At 51.6% G+C, this 20549-nt stretch carries 19 protein-coding genes and 1 rRNA gene; 11 read left to right on the top strand and 9 right to left on the bottom strand.

The window, feature by feature from the left end; translation table 11 throughout:
• From CV944_RS08340 to dnaA, 9 genes are all read right to left on the bottom strand, one after another.
• Window positions 1–67 (bottom strand): 16S ribosomal RNA (locus CV944_RS08340); the annotation flags it as partial.
• 240 nt (window positions 68–307) lie between these two features.
• The gene (locus tag CV944_RS17275; protein WP_155734064.1) at window positions 308–451 is read right to left on the bottom strand and encodes a hypothetical protein; all 144 of its coding nucleotides are present in this window, start codon (window positions 449–451) and stop codon (window positions 308–310) included.
• On the bottom strand, window positions 432–1508 hold the full coding sequence (locus CV944_RS08335) for an HD-GYP domain-containing protein (protein WP_047817615.1): 1077 nt from the start codon (window positions 1506–1508) through the stop codon (window positions 432–434). The genes CV944_RS17275 and CV944_RS08335 overlap by 20 nt, the downstream gene beginning before the upstream one ends.
• Window positions 1509–1857: 349 nt before the next feature.
• Window positions 1858–4335, bottom strand: a complete 2478-nt coding sequence (gene gyrA / locus CV944_RS08330) for a DNA gyrase subunit A (RefSeq protein ID WP_033011990.1) — start codon at window positions 4333–4335, stop codon at window positions 1858–1860.
• A gap of 153 nt (window positions 4336–4488) precedes the next feature.
• Entirely contained in the window at window positions 4489–6411 is a 1923-nt protein-coding gene (gyrB, locus tag CV944_RS08325) for a DNA topoisomerase (ATP-hydrolyzing) subunit B (RefSeq protein ID WP_033011989.1), read from the bottom strand.
• Between the two features lie 45 nt (window positions 6412–6456).
• On the bottom strand, window positions 6457–7575 hold the full coding sequence (gene recF, locus CV944_RS08320; RefSeq protein ID WP_033011988.1) for a DNA replication/repair protein RecF: 1119 nt from the start codon (window positions 7573–7575) through the stop codon (window positions 6457–6459).
• Between the two features lie 11 nt (window positions 7576–7586).
• Window positions 7587–7808 carry a S4 domain-containing protein YaaA gene (gene yaaA, locus CV944_RS08315; RefSeq protein WP_033011987.1) on the bottom strand — a complete coding sequence of 74 codons (222 nt, stop codon included), beginning with the start codon at window positions 7806–7808 and terminating at the stop codon, window positions 7587–7589.
• A gap of 182 nt (window positions 7809–7990) precedes the next feature.
• On the bottom strand, window positions 7991–9127 hold the full coding sequence (gene dnaN, locus CV944_RS08310; RefSeq protein ID WP_033011986.1) for a DNA polymerase III subunit beta: 1137 nt from the start codon (window positions 9125–9127) through the stop codon (window positions 7991–7993).
• Window positions 9128–9298: 171 nt separating this feature from the next.
• Window positions 9299–10648 (bottom strand): chromosomal replication initiator protein DnaA, encoded by a 1350-nt coding sequence (dnaA, locus tag CV944_RS08305; protein WP_033027785.1) that lies wholly within the window; start codon window positions 10646–10648, stop codon window positions 9299–9301.
• A 490-nt stretch (window positions 10649–11138) separates the two neighbouring features.
• Between dnaA and rpmH the strand changes: the two genes are divergently transcribed.
• From rpmH to CV944_RS08250, 11 genes are all read left to right on the top strand, one after another.
• On the top strand, window positions 11139–11273 hold the full coding sequence (gene rpmH / locus CV944_RS08300) for a 50S ribosomal protein L34 (protein ID WP_020961658.1): 135 nt from the start codon (window positions 11139–11141) through the stop codon (window positions 11271–11273).
• Window positions 11274–11352: 79 nt separating this feature from the next.
• The gene (gene rnpA / locus CV944_RS08295) at window positions 11353–11718 is read left to right on the top strand and encodes a ribonuclease P protein component (protein WP_033010842.1); all 366 of its coding nucleotides are present in this window, start codon (window positions 11353–11355) and stop codon (window positions 11716–11718) included.
• A 72-nt stretch (window positions 11719–11790) separates the two neighbouring features.
• Complete coding sequence (gene spoIIIJ / locus CV944_RS08290; RefSeq protein ID WP_044743679.1) at window positions 11791–12555, top strand: YidC family membrane integrase SpoIIIJ; 765 nt, start codon at window positions 11791–11793, stop codon at window positions 12553–12555.
• Window positions 12552–13208 carry an RNA-binding cell elongation regulator Jag/EloR gene (gene jag, locus CV944_RS08285; RefSeq protein WP_033010844.1) on the top strand — a complete coding sequence of 219 codons (657 nt, stop codon included), beginning with the start codon at window positions 12552–12554 and terminating at the stop codon, window positions 13206–13208. Before spoIIIJ ends, jag begins: the two co-directional genes overlap by 4 nt.
• A 222-nt stretch (window positions 13209–13430) precedes the next feature.
• Window positions 13431–14819, top strand: a complete 1389-nt coding sequence (mnmE, locus tag CV944_RS08280; RefSeq protein WP_100664061.1) for a tRNA uridine-5-carboxymethylaminomethyl(34) synthesis GTPase MnmE — start codon at window positions 13431–13433, stop codon at window positions 14817–14819.
• A 17-nt stretch (window positions 14820–14836) separates the two neighbouring features.
• A complete protein-coding gene (gene mnmG, locus CV944_RS08275) occupies window positions 14837–16726 on the top strand; it encodes a tRNA uridine-5-carboxymethylaminomethyl(34) synthesis enzyme MnmG (protein ID WP_100664060.1) in 1890 nt (629 codons plus the stop codon).
• Window positions 16727–16749: 23 nt separating this feature from the next.
• Window positions 16750–17466, top strand: coding sequence for a 16S rRNA (guanine(527)-N(7))-methyltransferase RsmG (gene rsmG, locus CV944_RS08270; RefSeq protein WP_033010847.1), 717 nt, complete (start codon window positions 16750–16752; stop codon window positions 17464–17466).
• Window positions 17467–17608: 142 nt separating this feature from the next.
• Window positions 17609–18454, top strand: a complete 846-nt coding sequence (gene noc, locus CV944_RS08265; RefSeq protein ID WP_033010848.1) for a nucleoid occlusion protein — start codon at window positions 17609–17611, stop codon at window positions 18452–18454.
• A 127-nt stretch (window positions 18455–18581) separates the two neighbouring features.
• Window positions 18582–19343, top strand: coding sequence for a ParA family protein (locus CV944_RS08260; protein WP_033010849.1), 762 nt, complete (start codon window positions 18582–18584; stop codon window positions 19341–19343).
• Window positions 19336–20196 (top strand): ParB/RepB/Spo0J family partition protein, encoded by an 861-nt coding sequence (locus CV944_RS08255; RefSeq protein WP_033010850.1) that lies wholly within the window; start codon window positions 19336–19338, stop codon window positions 20194–20196. Before CV944_RS08260 ends, CV944_RS08255 begins: the two co-directional genes overlap by 8 nt.
• Window positions 20197–20254: 58 nt before the next feature.
• Window positions 20255–20467, top strand: a complete 213-nt coding sequence (locus CV944_RS08250) for a DUF554 family protein (RefSeq protein ID WP_044743677.1) — start codon at window positions 20255–20257, stop codon at window positions 20465–20467.
• Window positions 20468–20549: the final 82 nt, after the last annotated feature.

Here is a 20549-nt window from a genome sequence, read left to right as displayed (position 1 = left end):
GCTCGACTTGCATGTATTAGGCACGCCGCCAGCGTTCGTCCTGAGCCAGGATCAAACTCTCCAAAGAAAGTTGATTGGCTTTTGCTTCGGCCCATGCGGCCGAAGTTTTTTTCATGACGCTTGCGTTTTGTTTAGTTTTCAAGGAGCTTGATCTTTACTTTAATGATGACAGCTATTACATAATAACTGATGGGCGATGAAAAGTCAATAGTTTTTTTATTTCGTTGTTGCCGGCGCAAGCAAAGTTGATTGTATCATGTTGATGTTGTTTATGCAACGGTATTTTTTGGACGGTTGGCAATTTAATTCAAAAAACAATGCGAAATGCGTTATTCTCAAGCTGAGAAACCTGCTGAAATCCGCTTCCTCTTTCGGCGATGAACAACAGCAGCAAGAGAAAATGATTGTTTTTCACCGGCCTTTTCGGTCGACTATTCATCCATTGGTGCACGCAAAACCTCCTCAATATATATATCATGTTGAGTGCTTAACAGAAGCAATCGTCCCGTCCTCGCTGCTTTGACAACCGGCCGGGTTGGCTCGTCTGGCTGAATCAACATGACTTCGGCTGTCTCACCGTTGGATAGTTTGACGACGGCTCCTGTTTGCAGGCCGACGAGACGGTTCAACAGTACAGCGACGGCGTCTGCGCTCAATCTGCCGGCTTGCTGCCGCAACATCGTTTCAATGGCCCGAAGCGGCGGCTGTTTGCGCCGATACAAGCGCTCTGACGTCATGGCGTGGTACACATCCGCTGTTGCGACGAGTTGGCTGTAGGGGTGAATTTTTTTCGCTTTTAACTTGAGCGGATAGCCGCTGCCGTCGTTTCGCTCATGATGTTGCAAAACGGCTAGCTTCGCTCCATGGCTTAACGCTGTGATCTTCTGCACCATGCGGTAGCCGAGAATCGGATGTTGCTTCACTTCGCGGAACTCCACTTCAGTGAGCGCCGACGGCTTCGTTAAAATTTGTTTGCTCATTTTTGCCATGCCGCAGTCGGACAAGACGCCGGCTAAAACGACTTGGTGGCATTCCCCGCGGCTATACCCGAGCTCCATGGCTAAAAAGCCGGCGAGCAATCCTACACTGACGGCGTGATGATATAAATATTCCTCTTTTGTCGCATAATGGTGCAACGCAAGCAATTCCCGCTTGCAGCCTGTCATGTGTTCAAAAAGGGGAATGACAGCTTCCCTTATTTCATTGATGTCGACCGGCAAGCCGGACCGCCAAGATTGAAACCATGTCTTGTATTGGCGGACGGTCTCTAAATATAAAGAGAGCGGCCGTTGATCCTCCGCCGCGGCCGAATCCCCCGGCGAAAATGGTTCGCCGTTTGCGAGAAACGGCTCAATCTCCACTTCCTCTACAAGAAATTTTTCAAGCACTTGCAACAACGGTGTTGTAATAATAGTGTTTTTTGTCATAATCGGCCGTTTCGTTTTGCCGATTACATCTTCAGCAAGCACACAGCCTTCGCGAAGCTGGGAGCGCTTCACGCGAACCATCCATGTAGCCCCCCGTCTTTTTGTTTTTATCGTAGCACGATTTATATAGATGCAATTTAAAGCTTTAACATTTTTCGTTTTGACCGGTCATTTCATCCAACTGTCCGTCACGCCTTAGCGTGACGGAGGCAAGCCTACGGCTTGCCTTCGACAGTCAAAAATGGATGAGCCACTTTTCCGTCAAGGATATGTTAAACGATTTCGTTGCATCTATATAGGCTGCAATAACAGCACTTTCGCAATCGGAAAGCCCAATAAGCGCGTTTCGCTTTCCGATTCGCCGTAAAAACAGACGCACGCATTTTCAAACGAAAGGGCGCCCCGCACCTGCAGGCGGAACGCCATTCAATTAAGCGGGATGCCCTTCTTCCTCTTTCTCTTCTTTTTCTTCCTCTGGCACTTTGGCAACTGTCGCTACACACTCATGTTCGTCTTCGTCCGAGAGGCGAATGAGCTTGACGCCTTGGGCAATTCTCCCTGTCCTGGAAATATCGCTGACAGCGATGCGGATCAGCACGCCGCCTGTCGTAATGACCATTAAATCTTCATTGCCGACGACTGTTGTCACTGCAACAACAGGACCGTTCCGTTCCGTGACATTGCACGTTTTCAACCCTTTGCCGCCCCGGCTTTGCACGCGATACTCCGAAGCTGGGGTGCGTTTGCCGAACCCTTTTTTCGTCACAACAAGAACATCATGATGGTCTTCCAAGATTTCCATGCCAACGACTTCATCGCCGTCATCGAGTGAGATGGCCTTGACTCCCGTCGCACTGCGGCCCATTGTCCGCACATCCGTTTCTGGAAAACGGATGAGCATCCCTCTTTTCGTGCCGATAATCAAATGTTTTTTACCGTCCGTCAACTTGACGGAAATCAGCTCATCCCCCTCGCGCAAGTGAATGGCGATGAGCCCATTGTTGCGGATGTGGGCGAAAGCTGAGAGCGGAGAGCGCTTGGCGATCCCTTGCTTTGTCGCAAACACGAGATAAAGCTCATTATCAAACTCATTTTCAATGGGAATCATGGCGTTGATCCATTCATCCTTGTCGAGCTCAAGCAAGTTGATGATCGGCAGCCCTTTGGCGGTGCGGCCGAATTCCGGAATTTCATAGCCTTTCGCCTGGTATACTTTCCCTTTATTTGTGAAAAACAGCACGTTGTCATGAGTAGAAGTGACGAGCAAATGTTCGACAAAGTCATCCTCGGCTGTATGCATGCCTTGCACGCCCCGGCCGCCGCGTTTCTGGCTTCGATACGTCGATAACGGCAGGCGCTTAATATATCCTTTATGGGTGAGCGTAATGACGACATGTTCGTGCGGGATTAAGTCTTCGTCGTCAAACTGTTCGACAGCCCCCGCAATGATCTCTGTGCGCCGCTCGTCGTTAAACCGCTCTTTGATTTCGGCCAGCTCATCGCGAATGATCTGCAATACTTTCTCTTCGTCAGCCAACACCGCTTTCAACTCAGCGATGAGGCGGAGAAGCTCTTGATACTCCTGTTCAATTTTTTCCCGCTCGAGGCCGGTCAGCCGTTGCAGGCGCATATCTAGGATCGCCTGCGCCTGCCGTTCGCTGAGCGAAAACCGTTCCATCAACCCTTCGCGCGCTATTTCTGTCGTTCGCGAACGACGGATGAGGTCGATCACTTCATCCAAATGGTCAAGGGCAATGCGCAAGCCTTCAAGAATATGGGCGCGCGCTTCAGCCTTTTTCAGCTCAAAGGCCGTTCGCCGGCGGATGACCGTTTTCTGGTGGTTCAAATAGTGCTCCAAACATTCTTTTAAGTTCAACACTTTCGGCTCGCCATCCACCAAGGCGAGCATGTTGATTCCAAAACTCGTCTGCAAGGCGGTATGTTTGTATAAGTTGTTTAACACGACCTTCGCGTTCGCATCGCGCCGCACTTCAATAACGATGCGCATTCCGCTTCGGTCCGATTCATCACGCAAATCGGTGATGCCGTCGATTTTTCTCTCGCGCACCAATTCGGCGATCCGTTCAATCAGCTTTGCTTTGTTCACTTGATAGGGGAGTTCGCTTACAATAATCGTTTCCTTGCCATTGGCATGCTGCTCAATTTCAGCCTTGGCGCGCAACGTAATGGATCCCCGTCCCGTTTCGTACGCCTTGCGGATGCCGCTGCGGCCGATGATTTGCCCGGCCGTCGGGAAATCCGGACCAGGAATGTATTCCATCAAGTCGGCAACGGTCATCTCCGGGTTTCGGCTTAACGCCAACAGCGCATCGATGACCTCGCCAAGCTGATGCGGAGGGATGTTCGTCGCCATCCCAACGGCAATGCCTGACGAACCATTGACAAGCAAGTTTGGAAACCGTGACGGCAGCACAACCGGTTCTTTTTCTGAACCGTCGTAGTTATCTTGGTAATCGATCGTGTCTTTATTGATGTCGCGCAACAGCTCCATGGCGATTTTCGACATGCGGGCTTCCGTGTAACGCATGGCCGCTGCTGCATCGCCGTCGATCGACCCGAAGTTGCCGTGCCCGTCAACGAGCATGTACCGGTAGTTGAAGTCTTGCGCCATGCGCACCATCGTATCATACACGGCGGCGTCGCCGTGCGGGTGGTATTTTCCGATCACTTCGCCGACGATGCGGGCTGACTTTTTATACGGTTTATCAGCGGTCATGCCGAGGTCATGCATGGCATATAAAATGCGGCGGTGCACCGGTTTCAGCCCATCGCGCACATCCGGCAAGGCGCGGGAAACGATGACGCTCATGGCGTAGTCAAGGAACGACGAGCGCATTTCCTGGCTGATATTGACTTCGCGAATGCGCGATTGTTCATGTTCTGCCATTCATATAAACCTCCCTTTTGAGCCTTCTTCGGCCCGGTCTGCCTTTACAGGGAGCAGACATAGGCGGACGGCGGGCGCCGCTTCGTTTGCGCCCCGGTTGGCCCCGTCGGCAAAAAGAAGCGAGGAGGGCGGCCCCATCCCTCTCTTTTCATCCTAAATGTCCAAGTTTTTCACATAACGGGCGTTTTCTTCGATAAATTGGCGGCGTGGCTCGACTTTGTCGCCCATTAAAATTTCAAACGTTTCATCTGCGTCAATGGCATCTTGCAAGCTGACTTGAAGCAATGTTCGCTTTTCCGGGTTCATCGTCGTCTCCCAAAGTTGCTCTGGGTTCATCTCGCCCAACCCTTTGTAGCGTTGGATTGTCGGCTTCGGTTGTTCCGGCAGCTCAGCAAGAATTTTTTCGAGCTGGCGGTCGTTGTAAGCGTAGCGCACTTGTTTTCCTTGTTCGATTTTATACAGGGGCGGTTGGGCGATGTACACATAGCCGTGCTCGATAAATTGACGCATGTAGCGATAAAAGAATGTCAAAAGAAGCGTGCGGATATGAGCGCCGTCGACGTCCGCATCGGTCATAATGATGACTTTATGATAACGCGCCTTTGAGATGTCGAACTCTTCGCCAATGCCGGTGCCAAGAGCGGTGATGATCGCTCGCACTTCGTTGTTGGACAAGATTTTGTCGATTCTTGCCTTCTCAACGTTGAGAATTTTCCCACGTAACGGCAAAATTGCCTGGAAATGGCGGTCGCGCCCTTGTTTCGCTGAACCGCCCGCCGAATCCCCCTCCACGATATACAGCTCGCTGATCGACGGATCTCTTGACGAGCAGTCGGCAAGTTTGCCCGGCAAATTGGAGACTTCAAGCGCGCTTTTGCGCCGCGTCAGTTCGCGCGCCTTTTTGGCCGCCAGGCGGGCGCGGGCGGCCATCATCCCTTTTTCGACAATTTTTCGGGCAATGGTCGGGTGTTCGAGCAAAAACGTTTCAAATTGTTCAGAAAAGACAGCGTCCGTCACCGTGCGCGCATCGCTGTTGCCGAGCTTTGTTTTCGTCTGCCCCTCAAATTGCGGGGAGGGGTGTTTGATTGACACAATGGCCGTCAGCCCTTCCCGCACATCTTCCCCCGTCAAATTGGCATCATTGTCCTTGAAAATTTGCTGTTTGCGGGCGTAGTCATTGATGATGCGCGTCAACGCCATTTTAAAGCCGGATTCATGCGTGCCGCCTTCGTGCGTATGGATATTATTCACGAATGAATAAATGTTGCTCGTATAGCCGTCGTTGTACTGCAAGGCGATTTCGACAGCGATGCCGTCGCGCTCGCCGGCAATGTAAATCGGCTCTTCGTGCAACACTTCCCGCGTCCGATTCAAATGGCGGACGTAAGAGCGGATGCCGCCTTCATAAAAGTATTCACTTTTCCGGTTGTCAACCCGTTCATCCGTCAAGGTGATTTTCAAGCCGCGGTTCAAAAAGGCGAGCTCGCGCAGCCGGGCGGCCAACGTTTCGTAATCAAACTCGGTCGTTTCTGTAAAAATTTCCGGATCCGGCTTAAAGCGGGTCGTCGTCCCGGTTCGGTCCGTCTCGCCGATGACTTGCAGATCGGTGCACGGCTCGCCCCGCTCGTATTTTTGATAATGGATTTTCCCATCTCGGTATACGTAAACTTCCAGCCATTCCGACAAGGCGTTGACGACCGAGGCGCCGACGCCGTGCAAGCCGCCGGATACTTTATAACCGCCGCCGCCGAACTTCCCGCCGGCGTGCAGAACGGTCATGATGACCTCAACAGCCGGCCGTCCGGTTGCCTCATGCACATCGACTGGAATGCCGCGCCCGTTGTCAGCGACCGTGATGCTGTTATCCTTTCCGATCGTCACATGAATTTCCGTGCAATAGCCGGCTAATGCTTCGTCAATGCTGTTGTCGACGATTTCCCAAACGAGGTGGTGCAGCCCTTTAGGCCCCGTCGAGCCGATGTACATCCCCGGGCGCTTTCGAACTGCTTCAAGGCCTTCGAGCACTTGGATTTGGCTCGCGTCGTACGCTCGCTCAACCCGTTGTTCCATTGTCATGCCAGATCACCTACGCTTTCTTTGCAAACGTTCAACGTTTTGCGGTCAAGAAGGGGCAGCTACCGAACCGGAGTGGACTCGATAAATAGCCGCTTCTTGAATGATATCGTGCTTAATGCCGTCAATGCTCGTTGTGGTCACGAAAGTTTGCACTTTTTTTCGGATCGCATCTAAGAGGTGGGTTTGCCGAAAGTCATCAAGTTCGGACAGCACATCATCGAGCAACAAAATGGGGTAATCACCTAACTCGGAAAAGATGAGCTCAATTTCCGCCAGTTTCACCGCCAGCGCGGTTGTGCGCTGTTGCCCTTGGGAACCGAACGTTTGGACGTTTTTTCCGTTGACGATAAACGCGATGTCATCGCGATGCGGGCCGGCAAGCGTCGTTCCCCGCTCGATTTCCCGTTTTCGCAAGGAAGCGAACGTTTCGCAGTATGCTTCTACTATTCTCGACAATTCTGCCTTTTCTGATACGTCGACCGACGGTTCATACCGAATGCCGAGTTGTTCAGCTCCGCGGCTGATTTCACGGTGGATCGGCATCGCCCACTGCTCAAGCAGCGACAAAAACTGGCGGCGCCGCAACGTAATCTTCGCCGCCAGCACGGCGAGCTGTTCGGTTAATACGTCAAGCACCGCCTCGTTGCCCCTCTCGCGCGTCTGCATCATCTTCAAGCAGTGGTTGCGCTGCTGCAACAGTTTTTGGTATTGACCCAAATCATGTATATAAACGGGGGATACTTGTCCGATTTCCATATCGATAAACCGCCGCCGCACTTGCGGACTTCCTTTGACCAGATTCAAGTCTTCCGGAGCGAACATGACGACATTTAACTGCCCGACATATTGGCTGAGCCGTCGCTGTTCAATATGGTTGCATCTCGCTTTTTTCCCTTTTTTTGAGATGAGCAGTTCAAGGGCAAGAGAACCGCTTCGTTTTTCCGCTCTTCCTTCTATTTTAGCATACTCTTCATTCCAACGGATAAGGTCTTTATCGTTCGATGTGCGGTGCGATTTCGCCATGGCCAATACATAAATGGCCTCCATCATGTTTGTCTTCCCTTGGGCATTTTCCCCGAGAATGACGTTGACGCCTTGGCTGAAATTCACCATTTCATGTTCGTAGTTGCGGTAGTTCGTTAACACTAAGTCGGTTAAAAACACCCGATCTTCACCTACTCTGCCCGTACAACGACAAACGTGCCGATTTGCTCCACATCCACCCGGTCGCCGTCTTTTAACTTCCGCCCGCGCCGGGTCTCTCTTTCGCCATTGACGAGCACGTTGTATTCCTGCAAAAACCATTTCGCAGCGCCGCCTGTATCAATTAACTGCACAAGCTTCAACAGCTGTCCTAACGTGATCGTTTCCGTTTTAATCGTCACCGTTTGTTCCATCCGTTCATCGCTCGCTTTCCTCTAAGTCGCCTATTCCTTTATTTTATCGAAAACATCGCCCGCCCGCAAAGAAAGCCGATGAAGAGAATGGGACGCAATTGTCCCCATCCTCTCCATCGGAGGCATTGCGAAAAGGACGGCGTCCATGACTGGATCGCCCTTTTATGCGTTTCCGACATACATCAATATGTTCTTACCGGCAAAATGAGCTGCAGCATCGAGTCGGTGTAAAGCGGACGCAGCACGAACGGGCGCATTGCCCCGGTGAAACTGATTTGAATATCGGTGCCATCAAGGGCCCGGAGTGCATCCATCATATATTTTGCGCTGAACGAGATGTTTAACTCTTCCCCTTCAAGTGATTCGGCCTGCAACTGTTCCGTCACTTTCCCGATTTCTGGAGAAACCGAGGAAATTTCCAACAGCCCTCCCGGGAGCGTCGTCAGTTTCACGACATTGTTTCTCCCTTCCCTTGCAAGCAGTGATGCCCGGTCAATCGCTTGCAAAAACTCTTTCGCATTGACGGTCATCGTTGTTTTGCTTTCTGTCGGAATCAGGCGGGCTGTTTCCGGATAGTTTCCGTCAAGCAGCCGGGAAAAGAAAAGAAGATGTTCCGCTTTAAACAACACTTGGTTGGCCGTTATGACAATATCGACCGGAGCGCTGCCGTCGTCCAAAATTTTGCTCAGCTCGTTTAGGCTTTTCCCCGGAATGACGACGTTGTACGACACAGCATGTCCTGCTTCAATTTTTACCTTTCGCATCGCCAAACGATGGCTGTCTGTCGCCGTGCAGACGAGTTCGTTATTCTCCACTTTCCAGTTGACACCTGTCAAGATGGGGCGCGTTTCCGATGTTGAAACAGCAAAAACAGTTTGTCGGATGATTGTCTTCAATAGATCAGCCGGAATTTGAAAGACGTTTTCTTCCTCAATTTGCGGCAACCGCGGATATTCGTCGGCATTTAAGCCATTGAGACGGAATTCCGAGTGGCCTGAGCGGATGACAGTCAAAAAGTTGTCTTCCGTCTCGATCTCGACAGTTTGCTGCGGCAGCTTTTTGACAATTTCAGCAAAAAAGCGAGCTTGCAGCACGATGCTTCCCGGCCTTTTGACATCAACGAGCAGCCGACCTTCTTTTTCAAGCGGAATGAACGACTCGATCGAAATATCGGAGTCGCTGCCTGTCAATGTCACCCCAAGGGCCGTCGCTGTCAGTTTAATCCCTGTCAAAATCGGAATCGTCGTTCTCGTCGATACAGCTTTCATCACATCTTGGACGCTTCTTGCCAGCGCTTCACGGTCAATCGAGATGTTCACTTGCTGTTCCTCCTCGTTTTAATGGTGATCGGAAATAAATTATAAAAATATAAAAAATAAAAACCGTAGTACTAGTAGTATGGCTTGTTGGTATGTGGATAACCAAGAAAAGCGAAGCAAGCACAGCTTGCCCACATGTGGATAAGCTGTGCGTAAGACAGCGGCGGTTATTCACAGTTGCTTCAGCTTTTCTTGGATTTCTTTCACATGTTTCTGCAGCTGCGTGTCGGTTTGCAAAAGCTTTGATATTTTTTCATGGGCGTGGATGACCGTCGTATGATCGCGGCCGCCAAATTCGTCGCCGATTTTTGGCAGCGAACAGTCGGTCAGTTCGCGGGAGAGATACATGGCGATTTGCCGGGGGAACGCGACCGATTTTGTCCGTTTTTTTGCCTTAAAGTCTTCAAGCTTAATATTGAAATGCTGTCCAACAACGCGCTGAATGTCTTGGATCGTGATCACTTTGGGCTTCGCGCTCGGAATGATATCCTTCAATGCTTCCGCTGCCAGGTCAGCCGTGATTTCTTTATTGATAAGCGATGAGTAGGCGACGACGCGGATGAGGGCGCCTTCGAGCTCACGGATGTTCGAATCGATTTGATTGGCGATATAAAGCATCACTTCGTTCGGAATGTCAAACCCTTCCGCTTTCGCTTTTTTTCGGAGGATGGCGATCCGCGTTTCCAAATCAGGCGGCGTGATGTCGGTGATCAGCCCCCACTCAAAGCGCGAACGCAAGCGGTCTTCAAGCGTCGGGATTTCTTTAGGCGGCCGGTCGCTTGAAATGACGATTTGCTTGCTTTCTTCATGCAGCGTGTTAAACGTATGGAAAAATTCCTCCTGCGTTTGTTCTTTTCCAGCCAAGAACTGAATATCATCGATCAGCAGAACGTCAACGTTTCGATACTTGTTGCGAAAATCGTCCGGGCGGTTGTCGCGAATGGCGTTAATAAACTCGTTTGTAAACTTTTCTGAAGATAAATAGACAACTTTCGCGGATGGGTTATGTTCAATGACGTAATGGCCGATCGCGTGCATCAAATGCGTTTTTCCAAGTCCGACTCCGCCGTAAATGAAAAGCGGGTTGTACGCCTTGGCCGGAGCTTCGGCGACCGCGAGTGATGCAGCATGGGCGAACCGGTTGCCGGAGCCGATGACAAACGTGTCGAATGTATATTTCGGATTTAACATGCTTTGCGGGAAATCATTCGCTTCCTCGTACGGCTTCCGCTGTTTTTTGGCCGGTTGAAACTCGAGTTCTTCGTCAGCCTGGTTTGGCGGAATGATAAATTTGACGGCCAGCTCTTCGCCGGTAATGGCGTAGATCGTTTCCCCAATTAAATGGGAATAGCGGGAATCAAGCCAGTCTCTAGCAAACTCGTTCGGGGCTACGATGACGAGCGTGTCACCACGCAAAGAGTGGGCTTTCGTTGACTTGAGCCAAGTCTCAAAGCTCGGCTTGCTGATTTTCCGTTCAATTTCCTGAAGCACGCGATCCCATAAATCATGGATATTTTCCACCCGTTGCCCCTCCCTTTTAATTCAGAGGATAATCATTTGTTTAAAAAAATAAGTTTGTGGAAAAGATATATTAAGGAAAAAAGACGGCTTTTCGACAAAATCCACCAACTGTGGACAACATTATAAACAAGATGTGAAAAAACATATCCACAAACTATCCACAAGTGTGGATATGTTTTTTTATCCACACAGTTATCCATTGTCGACCATAGTGAAAACACAATAATAATAGCAAATAAAACGGCTTGTTGCAACGGAATTTTTTGATTATCCACAAAACGGACAGGCTGTGAAAAAAACGTTATCCACACCGTTGCGTATGTGAAAAAAATGTCGATAAATGTTGTGGATTGTGGTTGGGGGCAGAAAAATTTATCCACATCAAGGCCGCCTCAAGAAAAGAGAAAGGGGCGGTTGACATTTGCTGAGATTGTTCAATATAATGAGAAAGACTGCCCGTAACAGTTATTCCTTCAGGGAGGTGTCATAGATGAAACGGACGTATCAACCAAATAGACGGAAGCGCAGCAAAGTGCACGGGTTCCGCGCGCGCATGAGCACGAAAAATGGGAGAAAAGTATTGGCGCGCCGCCGTCGCAAAGGAAGAAAAGTATTGTCTGCATAATAGGCCACTGAAGCTTCAGTGGTCTTTTTTCTCAATGTTTTGGCGGCGGGAAACTAGGCAAATGGAGTGTTTCGGGAAAATGAAAAAAAAGTATCGGATCAAAAAAAACGAGGAATTCCAAGAAGTGTTTCAACGGGGCGTTTCGACGGCCAATCGGCAGTTTGTCGTGTATACGCTTGACCGCCCGGAGCAGCCTTATTTTCGCATTGGGCTGTCAGTCAGCAAAAAGCTTGGCAAAGCGGTTGTCAGAAACCGGATCAAACGATACGTCCGCCAATGCTTTCTTGAACTGAAAGAAGAGGTCGCCCCTGGCAAGGACTATGTCATTATTGCCAGGCAGCCTGCGGCGGAAATGGGCTACGCGGAAGTGAAAAAAAGTTTGATCCATGTGCTGCGGAAAGCCGGGGGGCTGAAAAAAGGAGGCCAACCGTCGCATTCGGCTTGAAAAAATGCTCCACGCGGCAAAAAAAATGGTAAAATACATACGTGAACTTGTATATGTGGGAGGAAAAAGAAGGTGAAAAGGCGAATACTATTCATTGCTTTGATCGGTGCATTGGCTGCCATGCTGGCCGGATGCACGGAAATCAATCAGCCGATCACTCCGGAAAGCAAAGGATTTTGGAATGAGTATATCGTTTATCCGCTCTCCTGGCTGATCAAATATGTGGCCGGGCTGCTCGGCGGAAGTTTTGGGTTGTCGATTATTGTCGTCACGATTTTAATCCGTTTGTTGATTTTGCCGCTGATGATCCAACAGACGCGCAATGCCAAAGCGATGCAAGCGCTTCAGCCGGAAATAGAGGCGTTGCGTAAAAAGTACAGTTCGAAAGACGCTCAGACACAGCAAAAGCTCCAGCAGGAAATGATGCTCTTGTTCCAAAAGCACGGGGTCAATCCGATGGCCGGCTGTTTGCCGATTTTAATCCAAATGCCGATTTTAATCGGTTTTTACCACGCGATTATGCGGACAAGGGAAATTGCCCAACATAATTTTTTATGGTTTGACCTTGGCGAAAAGGATCCGTACTTTATTTTGCCGGTCATTGCCGGGGTGACGACGTTTATCCAGCAAAAGATCATGATGGCCGGCTCCGCTCAGCAAAACCCGCAAATGGCGATGTTGCTTTGGATGATGCCGATTATGATCGTCATTTTCGCCATCAACTTCCCGGCAGCTTTGTCGCTGTACTGGGTGGTTGGGAACATTTTCTCTATTGTGCAAACGTATCTTATTAAAGGGCCAAACGTCTCTGCCCATTTAGGAGGAGCGAAAAAGTGAAGGAAGTGACTGCAACCGCCGCAACGGTTGAAGAAGCGGTGCAGCTCGCGCTCGCACAGCTCGGCGCTCCCCGGGAGCGCACGGACATCGTCGTGCTTGACGAAGGAAAAAAAGGCTGGTTTGGCCTGTTTGGCGGCCGGCCGGCGGTTGTCAAAGCGGTGTTGAAAATGGACCCGGTTGAGGAGACGGTGCGCTTCTTGCAGCAAGTCATTGCGCATATGGGAGCGGAAGAGGCAGACGTCGAAGCTGTCCGCCGCGGCAAGCAAGTGACGCTCCACATCCATGGGGGGCCGGTCGGTTTGTTGATCGGCAAACACGGCCAAACTTTAAATGCTCTCCAGTTTTTGGCGCAGCTTGTCGCCAATCGCCATGCGGAGGAATATGTGTCGATTGCGGTTGACGTGGAGCATTATCGCGAACGAAGGGAAAAGGCGCTTGTGGAACTGGCGCACAAACTGGCGGCTCAGGCGGTCAGGACAGGCAAAGAAGTGAGGCTGGAGCCGTTGCCCGCCCATGAACGCAAAATCATCCATGCTGCGTTGGCCGGCCATAAGCATGTCTCTACCTATTCGGTTGGAGTTGACCCGCACCGCCTTATTGTTGTTTCCCCGATAACAAGCAAAAAATCGCCAACGAAAAGGACGCCCCTCTAACGAATGTGGAGGAGGCCTCTTTTTTTGCCCTCTTTCGCTTGTGTACTTGCGGCTGCGCGAAAATGGGCCAGCAATATATTTTTCCACAGCGGGGCTGAGCGTGCCATATTGTTATTCACATGTGGATAAGTTAAAATTGAACTAAACAACTATGCACAGGGAGCATGCGGCTGAGAAAGGCTGTGGATATAGAAGAAACGGAGAAAAGCGAGGTGAAAAGCGGTGACACAATTGGATACGATTGCCGCCATTTCAACGCCGATGGGCGAGGGGGCGATCGCCATCGTCCGGCTGAGCGGAGATGAGGCGGTGGAGATCACTGACCGGCTGTTTCGGAGCCCGAGCGGGAAGCGGCTGAAAGACGTCCCGTCGCATACGATCCATTACGGGCATATTGTCGACCCGAAAAGCGGCCGGGTCGTCGAAGAAGTGATGGTGTCGGTCATGCGGGCGCCGAAAACATTTACACGCGAGGACGTGGTGGAAATTAACTGCCATGGCGGATTTGTTTCCGTCAACCGCGTTTTGCAGTTAGTGCTCGCCAACGGAGCGCGGCTTGCCGAGCCGGGCGAGTTTACGAAGCGGGCGTTTTTAAACGGGCGCATTGACTTGTCCCAAGCGGAGGCGGTCATTGACTTGATTCGGGCGAAAACGGACCGGGCCATGAATGTCGCCTTGCAGCAAATGGAGGGGCGCCTTTCCAAGCTCATCCGCGAGCTGCGGCAGACGATTTTGGAGACGCTGGCGCATGTTGAAGTGAACATCGATTATCCCGAATACGATGATGTCGAGGAGATGACGCCGCGGCTGCTAAAGGAGAAGGCGCAATATGTGCGCCGGCAAATTGAAAAGCTTTTGTCGACCGCCAATCAGGGGAAAATTTTGCGCGAAGGGTTGGCCACGGTCATTATCGGACGGCCGAACGTCGGCAAGTCTTCGCTGTTAAATGCGCTCGCCCATGAAAATCGGGCGATCGTCACCGATATCCCAGGGACGACGCGCGATGTCATTGAGGAGTATGTCAACGTCCGCGGCGTGCCGCTCCGCTTGATTGATACGGCCGGCATCCGGGAAACGGAAGATGTTGTCGAACGAATCGGCGTCGAGCGCTCCCGGCAAATGTTGAAGCGGGCCGATTTAATTTTGCTCGTTTTAAACTACCACGAACCGCTGACAGAAGAAGATGAACGGCTGTTTATGATGACGGAAGGGATGGATGTCATCGTCATTGTGAATAAGACCGATTTGCCCAAGCAGATTGACATGGAGCGCGTGAACGAGCTGGCGGCCGGCCGTCCGGTCGTGGCGACGTCGTTGTTGCGCGAACAAGGAATTGATGAATTGGAACAGGCGATTGCTGACTTATTTTTCGGCGGCGAACTGGAAGCCGGCGATTTAACATACGTCTCCAACTCCCGCCATATCGCCTTGCTCGAGCAGGCGAAACAGGCGATTGACGATGCCTTGGCCGGCATTGACGCCGGCATGCCGGTCGATCTTGTGCAAATCGATTTGCGCCGGGCGTGGGAGCTGCTTGGCGAAATCGTGGGTGATACAGTGCACGAAAGTTTGATTGATCAGCTGTTTGCTCAATTTTGTTTAGGAAAATAAGCAAGGAGGAAACAAGCATGGATTACCAAGGAGGATCGTATGACGTCATCGTCGTCGGCGCCGGCCATGCCGGCTGTGAAGCGGCATTGGCGGCTGCGCGCATCGGGGCGAAAACGCTCGTCATCACCCTTAACCTTGATATGATTGCGTTTATGCCGTGCAACCCGTCGATCGGCGGCCCAGCAAAAGGGATCGTCGTGCGTGAAATCGACGCTCTCGGCGGGGAAATGGGAAGAAACATCGATAAAACATACATTCAAATCCGGATGCTCAACACCGGGAAAGGCCCGGCCGTGCGCGCGCTGAGGGCCCAGGCTGATAAAGTGCTGTACCAGCGGGAAATGAAGAAGACGCTTGAAAGGCAGGAAAACTTGACGCTGCTGCAGGGCAAAGTCGAGCGGCTCATCGTGGAAGACGGCGTCTGCAAAGGCGTCGTTACGCAAACGGGGGCTCATTATTACGCCAAGGCGGTCGTCATCACAACCGGGACGTTTTTGCGCGGGGAGATTATCATTGGCGACATTAAATATTCGAGCGGACCGAACAATCAGCAGCCGTCGATCAAGCTGTCCGAGCATTTAGAGGAGCTTGGGTTTAAGCTCGTCCGCTTTAAAACGGGCACGCCGCCGCGCGTCAACAGCCGGACGATCGATTACAGCAAAACGGAAATTCAGCCGGGCGACGAAGAGCCGCGGGCGTTTTCGTACGAGACGACAACATACATCACGGATCAGCTGCCGTGCTGGCTGACGTACACGACGGAGGAAACGCACCGAATCATCGATGAAAATTTGCATTTGTCGCCGATGTACTCCGGCATGATTAAAGGAACCGGACCGCGCTATTGCCCATCGATCGAAGATAAAGTCGTTCGGTTCCATGACAAGCCGCGCCATCAAATTTTCCTCGAGCCGGAGGGGCGGGAAACGGAAGAAGTGTACGTGCAAGGACTGTCAACGAGCCTGCCGGAACATATTCAGCGCAAGCTTCTTGAAACGATTCCGGGGCTTGAGAAAGCGCAGCTCATGCGGGCGGGATATGCGATCGAGTACGATGCGATCGTGCCGACCCAGCTCTGGCCGACGCTCGAGACGAAGCTTGTGAAAAACTTGTACACCGCAGGGCAAATCAACGGTACGTCCGGCTATGAAGAAGCGGCGGGCCAAGGCATTATGGCCGGCATTAACGCCGCCCACCGTGCGCTCGGCCGCGAGGAGATCATTTTAAGCCGTTCGGACGCCTATATTGGCGTCTTAATCGACGACTTGGTGACGAAAGGGACGAACGAGCCGTACCGCTTGCTCACCTCGCGCGCTGAATATCGGTTGTTGCTCCGCCACGACAACGCCGATTTGCGCCTGACCGAGCTCGGCTATCGGATCGGCCTCATTTCCGAAGAGCGGTATCAAAAATTTTTGGCGAAAAAAGAGGCGATCGAGCGGGAGAAAAAGCGGATGCAAACGGTGATCATCAAACCGACGCCAAAAGTGCAGGAAGTCATCCGCGAAGCGGGCGGAAGCGAGCTGAAAGACGGCATCCGCGCCGCTGATTTGCTCCGGCGTCCGGAAATGACGTATGAACATATTCGAAAACTGGCGCCGGCGGACGAGGACATCGCTCCGGAAGTGGCCGAGCAAGTCGAAATTCAAATCAAGTACGAAGGCTACATCCAAAAATCGCTGCAGGAAGTCGAGCGGCTCAAAAAAATGGAAAACAAAAAAATCCCGGAAGATATCGATTACGACGCCATCCAAGGGCTGGCGACCGAGGCGCGGCAAAAACTGAAGCAAGTGCGGCCGCTCTCAATTGCCCAGGCATCGCGCATTTCCGGCGTCAATCCCGCCGATATTTCGATATTATTAGTGTATTTGGAACAAGGAAGAATCGCGCGCGTGTCGAATGAATAAATCATGAGGGAAAGGATTGGCATATGGAGGCGACACAATTTCAATCCATGCTCGAAGAGAGAGGGATTTCCCTCTCTTCCCGGGCGCTTGCGCAGTTTGAGCGCTATTATGAACTGCTTGTGGAATGGAATGAGAAAATGAATTTGACTGCCATTACGGACAAGCCCGGCGTCTATGTAAAGCATTTTTTTGATTCGGTTTCTCCGGCTTTCTATTACAATTTTTCCGCGCCTATATCGCTTTGCGATGTCGGCGCCGGGGCGGGGTTTCCGAGCATTCCGCTCAAAATTTGCTTTCCGCAGCTGCGCATCTCGATCGTCGATTCGCTGCAAAAGCGCATCCGCTTTTTGGAGCATCTCGCAGCAGAGCTGGAACTTGCGGATGTAGCGCTGTACCATGACCGCGCCGAGACGTTCGCCCGCCAAAAGGGGATGCGCGAATCGTTCGATGTCGTCACGGCTAGAGCGGTGGCGCGCATGCCGGTGCTTGCCGAACTTTGTCTTCCGCTTGTGAAGACAGGCGGTACATTCATTGCGATGAAAGCTGCCTCAGCGCCGGAAGAGCTGAAAGAGGGGGAGAAGGCAATTTCTGTGCTTGGCGGGGAGGTGGCGGCGGTGGAAACGTTCATGCTGCCGTTCGAAGAGGGCGAACGGACGATCATTTTCGTCCGCAAAACGAAAAAGACGCCGGCTCGATATCCGCGCAAGCCGGGAATGCCGAGCAAACAACCGATTCAATAAAACCCCTTGCAGACGGCGCGGGGGTCCGTCCCTCCGCTTTGCGTCCTATGCCAAGGGAAACAAAAGACGGCCTTAAAGCAGCGGCGTATGCCGGGCAAAACAGAGAATATCGGCCAAGTATGTCCAAAGGTGGTGTAGGGGGATGAAGCATCCGTTTTCGCGCTTGTTCAGCTTTGGAGAAAAAGAGCAAGAAGAAATGGGAGAAGACAAAGACCGGGAAGAAGTGCGCCATATTCCCGTTTCCAGCATTATTCCAAACCGTTTCCAACCGCGCGCTGTGTTCGATGAGGAGAAAATCGATGAATTGGCGTTGACGATCCGCACGCATGGCATTATTCAACCGATCGTTGTGCGTGAATGCGGAAACGGCCAATTTGAAATCATTGCCGGCGAGCGGAGATGGCGGGCGGTGCAAAAGCTTGGCTGGACGGAAATCCCCGCTATTGTGAAAAACTTAAACGACAAAGAAACCGCCTCCGTCGCCCTCATCGAAAACCTACAACGCGAGGAATTGACGCCGATCGAAGAGGCGATGGCGTATGCCAGGCTGATCGAGCTGCACGATTTGACGCAGGAGGCGCTCGCCCAGCGCCTTGGCAAGGGGCAATCAACGATCGCCAACAAGCTGCGTCTCCTAAAACTCCCTCAGGAAGTGCAAGAGGCGCTGTTGCAGCGGACGATCACTGAGCGCCACGCACGCGCGTTAATTGTGTTGAAAGATAAAGAGAAACAGCTGAAACTGTTGCAAGAAATCATCGACAAACAGCTCAACGTCAAGCAGACGGAAGACAGGGTCGTCAAGATGCTCGAGGCTGGCGAGCGAAAGCCGAAGCCGAAACGGAAGGCGTTCAGCCGCGATATGCGCATCGCCGTCAACACGATCCGCCAATCGCTCTCCATGGTGGAAAACAGCGGCGTATCCGTCCATTCCGAAGAAGAGGAATTTGACGATTACTATCAAATTACGATTCGCATCGCGAAAAAATAATCATCAAGTCGCCTTTTGCCTCATCAAGCGCAGCTGATGGGGTTTTTTTCTTTCAGAAAACAAAGTCATTTTCCTTTTTTCATGGTAAAATAGAATTTACGAGTAAGGAATAGAGGTAGGTGGCACCGTGGGCAAAGTCATTGCTATTGCAAATCAGAAAGGCGGGGTCGGAAAAACGACAACAGCTGTCAACCTGTCGGCCTGTTTGGCGCATCTCGGAAAAAAAGTGCTGCTCGTTGACGCCGATCCGCAAGGAAACGCGACAAGCGGCATCGGCATTGAAAAAGGCGATGTCGACGAATGCATTTATAATGTCATTATTGGCGATATGAAGGCGAAAGAGGTCATTCGGCCGACGAACATTGAAAACTTATATGTCATCCCGGCGACAATCCAACTTGCCGGTGCAGAAATTGAGCTTGTTTCGGTCATCTCCCGAGAAATCCGGCTCAAAAATGCGCTTGAGCCGCTGAAAGCCATGTACGACTTTATCATTATCGATTGCCCCCCTTCGCTAGGGCTGCTGACGCTGAATGCGCTGACGGCGGCCGATTCCGTCATGATTCCCGTCCAGTGCGAATATTATGCGCTTGAAGGGCTCAGCCAGCTGCTGAACACGATTCGGCTTGTGCAGCGCCACTTAAACTATAATTTGCGCCTCGAAGGCGTCTTGTTGACCATGCTCGATGCGCGGACGAATTTAGGGTTGCAAGTCATTCAGGAGGTCAAAAAGTATTTTCGCGAAATGGTGTACGAAACGATCATCCCGAGAAACGTGCGGCTGAGCGAAGCGCCAAGCCACGGCAAGCCGGTGATTTTGTACGATGTCAAATCGCGGGGGGCGGAAGTGTATTTAGAGTTGGCGAAGGAGGTGCTTGAGCGTGGCTAAAGGTCTTGGCAAAGGCATTAATGCGCTGTTTCACAACCTCGAACTCGACGGAAAAGAGGGAGTGGTGCAGGAGGTCAGCATTCATGTCCTTCATCCGAATCCATACCAGCCGCGGAAAACATTTCAGCCCGAAACGATCGAAGAGTTGAAACAGTCCATTTTGCAGCACGGCATTTTGCAGCCGCTCATCGTCCGCCGGTCGGTCAAAGGGTTTGAAATTGTTGTCGGCGAGCGGCGCTACCGGGCGGCAAAAGAGGCGAACCTGCAGTTTGTGCCGGTCGTCGTGCGCGAACTGACCGATGAACAAATGATGGAGTTTGCCCTTTTGGAAAACTTGCAGCGCGAAGATTTGAACCCGATTGAAGAAGCGATGGCTTATAAAATGTTGATGGACAAACTGCATCTGACCCAGGAGGAAGTCGCCAGCCGCGTCGGAAAGAGCCGCCCGCACGTCGCCAATCATGTGCGCCTCTTGTCGCTTCCTCCCGACGTGCAAAAACTGCTTGCCGATGGAACGCTGTCAATGGGCCATGGACGTGCGCTGCTCGGGCTGAAGCAAAAAAGCAAAATGAAGTTCGTGATCGAGCGGATTGTCCGCGACGGGCTGAACGTCCGCCAGCTCGAGAAACTGATCCGGCAAATCAACGAAAATGTTTCACGTGAAACATCGAAACGGAAACCGCCGGAAAAAAGCGTGTTTCTCCGTGAGAGCGAATCGCTGTTGCGCGAAAAATTCGGCACAAACGTCACGATCAAACAGACGAAGAAAAAGGGGAAAATTGAAATCGAGTTTTTTTCTCCGGAAGACTTGCAAAGAATATTGGAACTGCTTGATGTGCAGTTCGACGAGTAGAGCGGCCTGGCAATAAGGGCCGGTTTATTTTTGCTGGAGCTAGAGAGGGTTGAACATCATGGTATTGCTAGGAACGATTGTGAACGGGCTCAGCATTGTAGCCGGGGCATTGATTGGAAAATGGTTTCACCGCATTCCCGAACGGGTAAAAGAGACGGTGATGGGAGGAATCGGGCTGAATATGCTCGGTTTGACGAACATTCGCGTGGCGAATTTGCTGCCGAGCATTCTTGTCGTGGCGGCTGCCGTGTGTGTTCTTTCATTCGTCTAATAGACGGCCGCCTCTTCGGCCGAGAGCGGACAAACGACGTCCGTGCAGAGGGAGCGCCTAAACCGGGCGTTCAAGGCGCGCA

Origin of the sequence: Geobacillus sp. WSUCF-018B (assembly GCF_002809985.1) — a bacterium.
Taxonomy (GTDB): domain Bacteria; phylum Bacillota; class Bacilli; order Bacillales; family Anoxybacillaceae; genus Geobacillus; species Geobacillus thermophilus.
The sequence above is the reverse complement of the archived record's forward strand: the minus strand, read 5'-3'. Positions and strand labels throughout refer to the sequence as shown.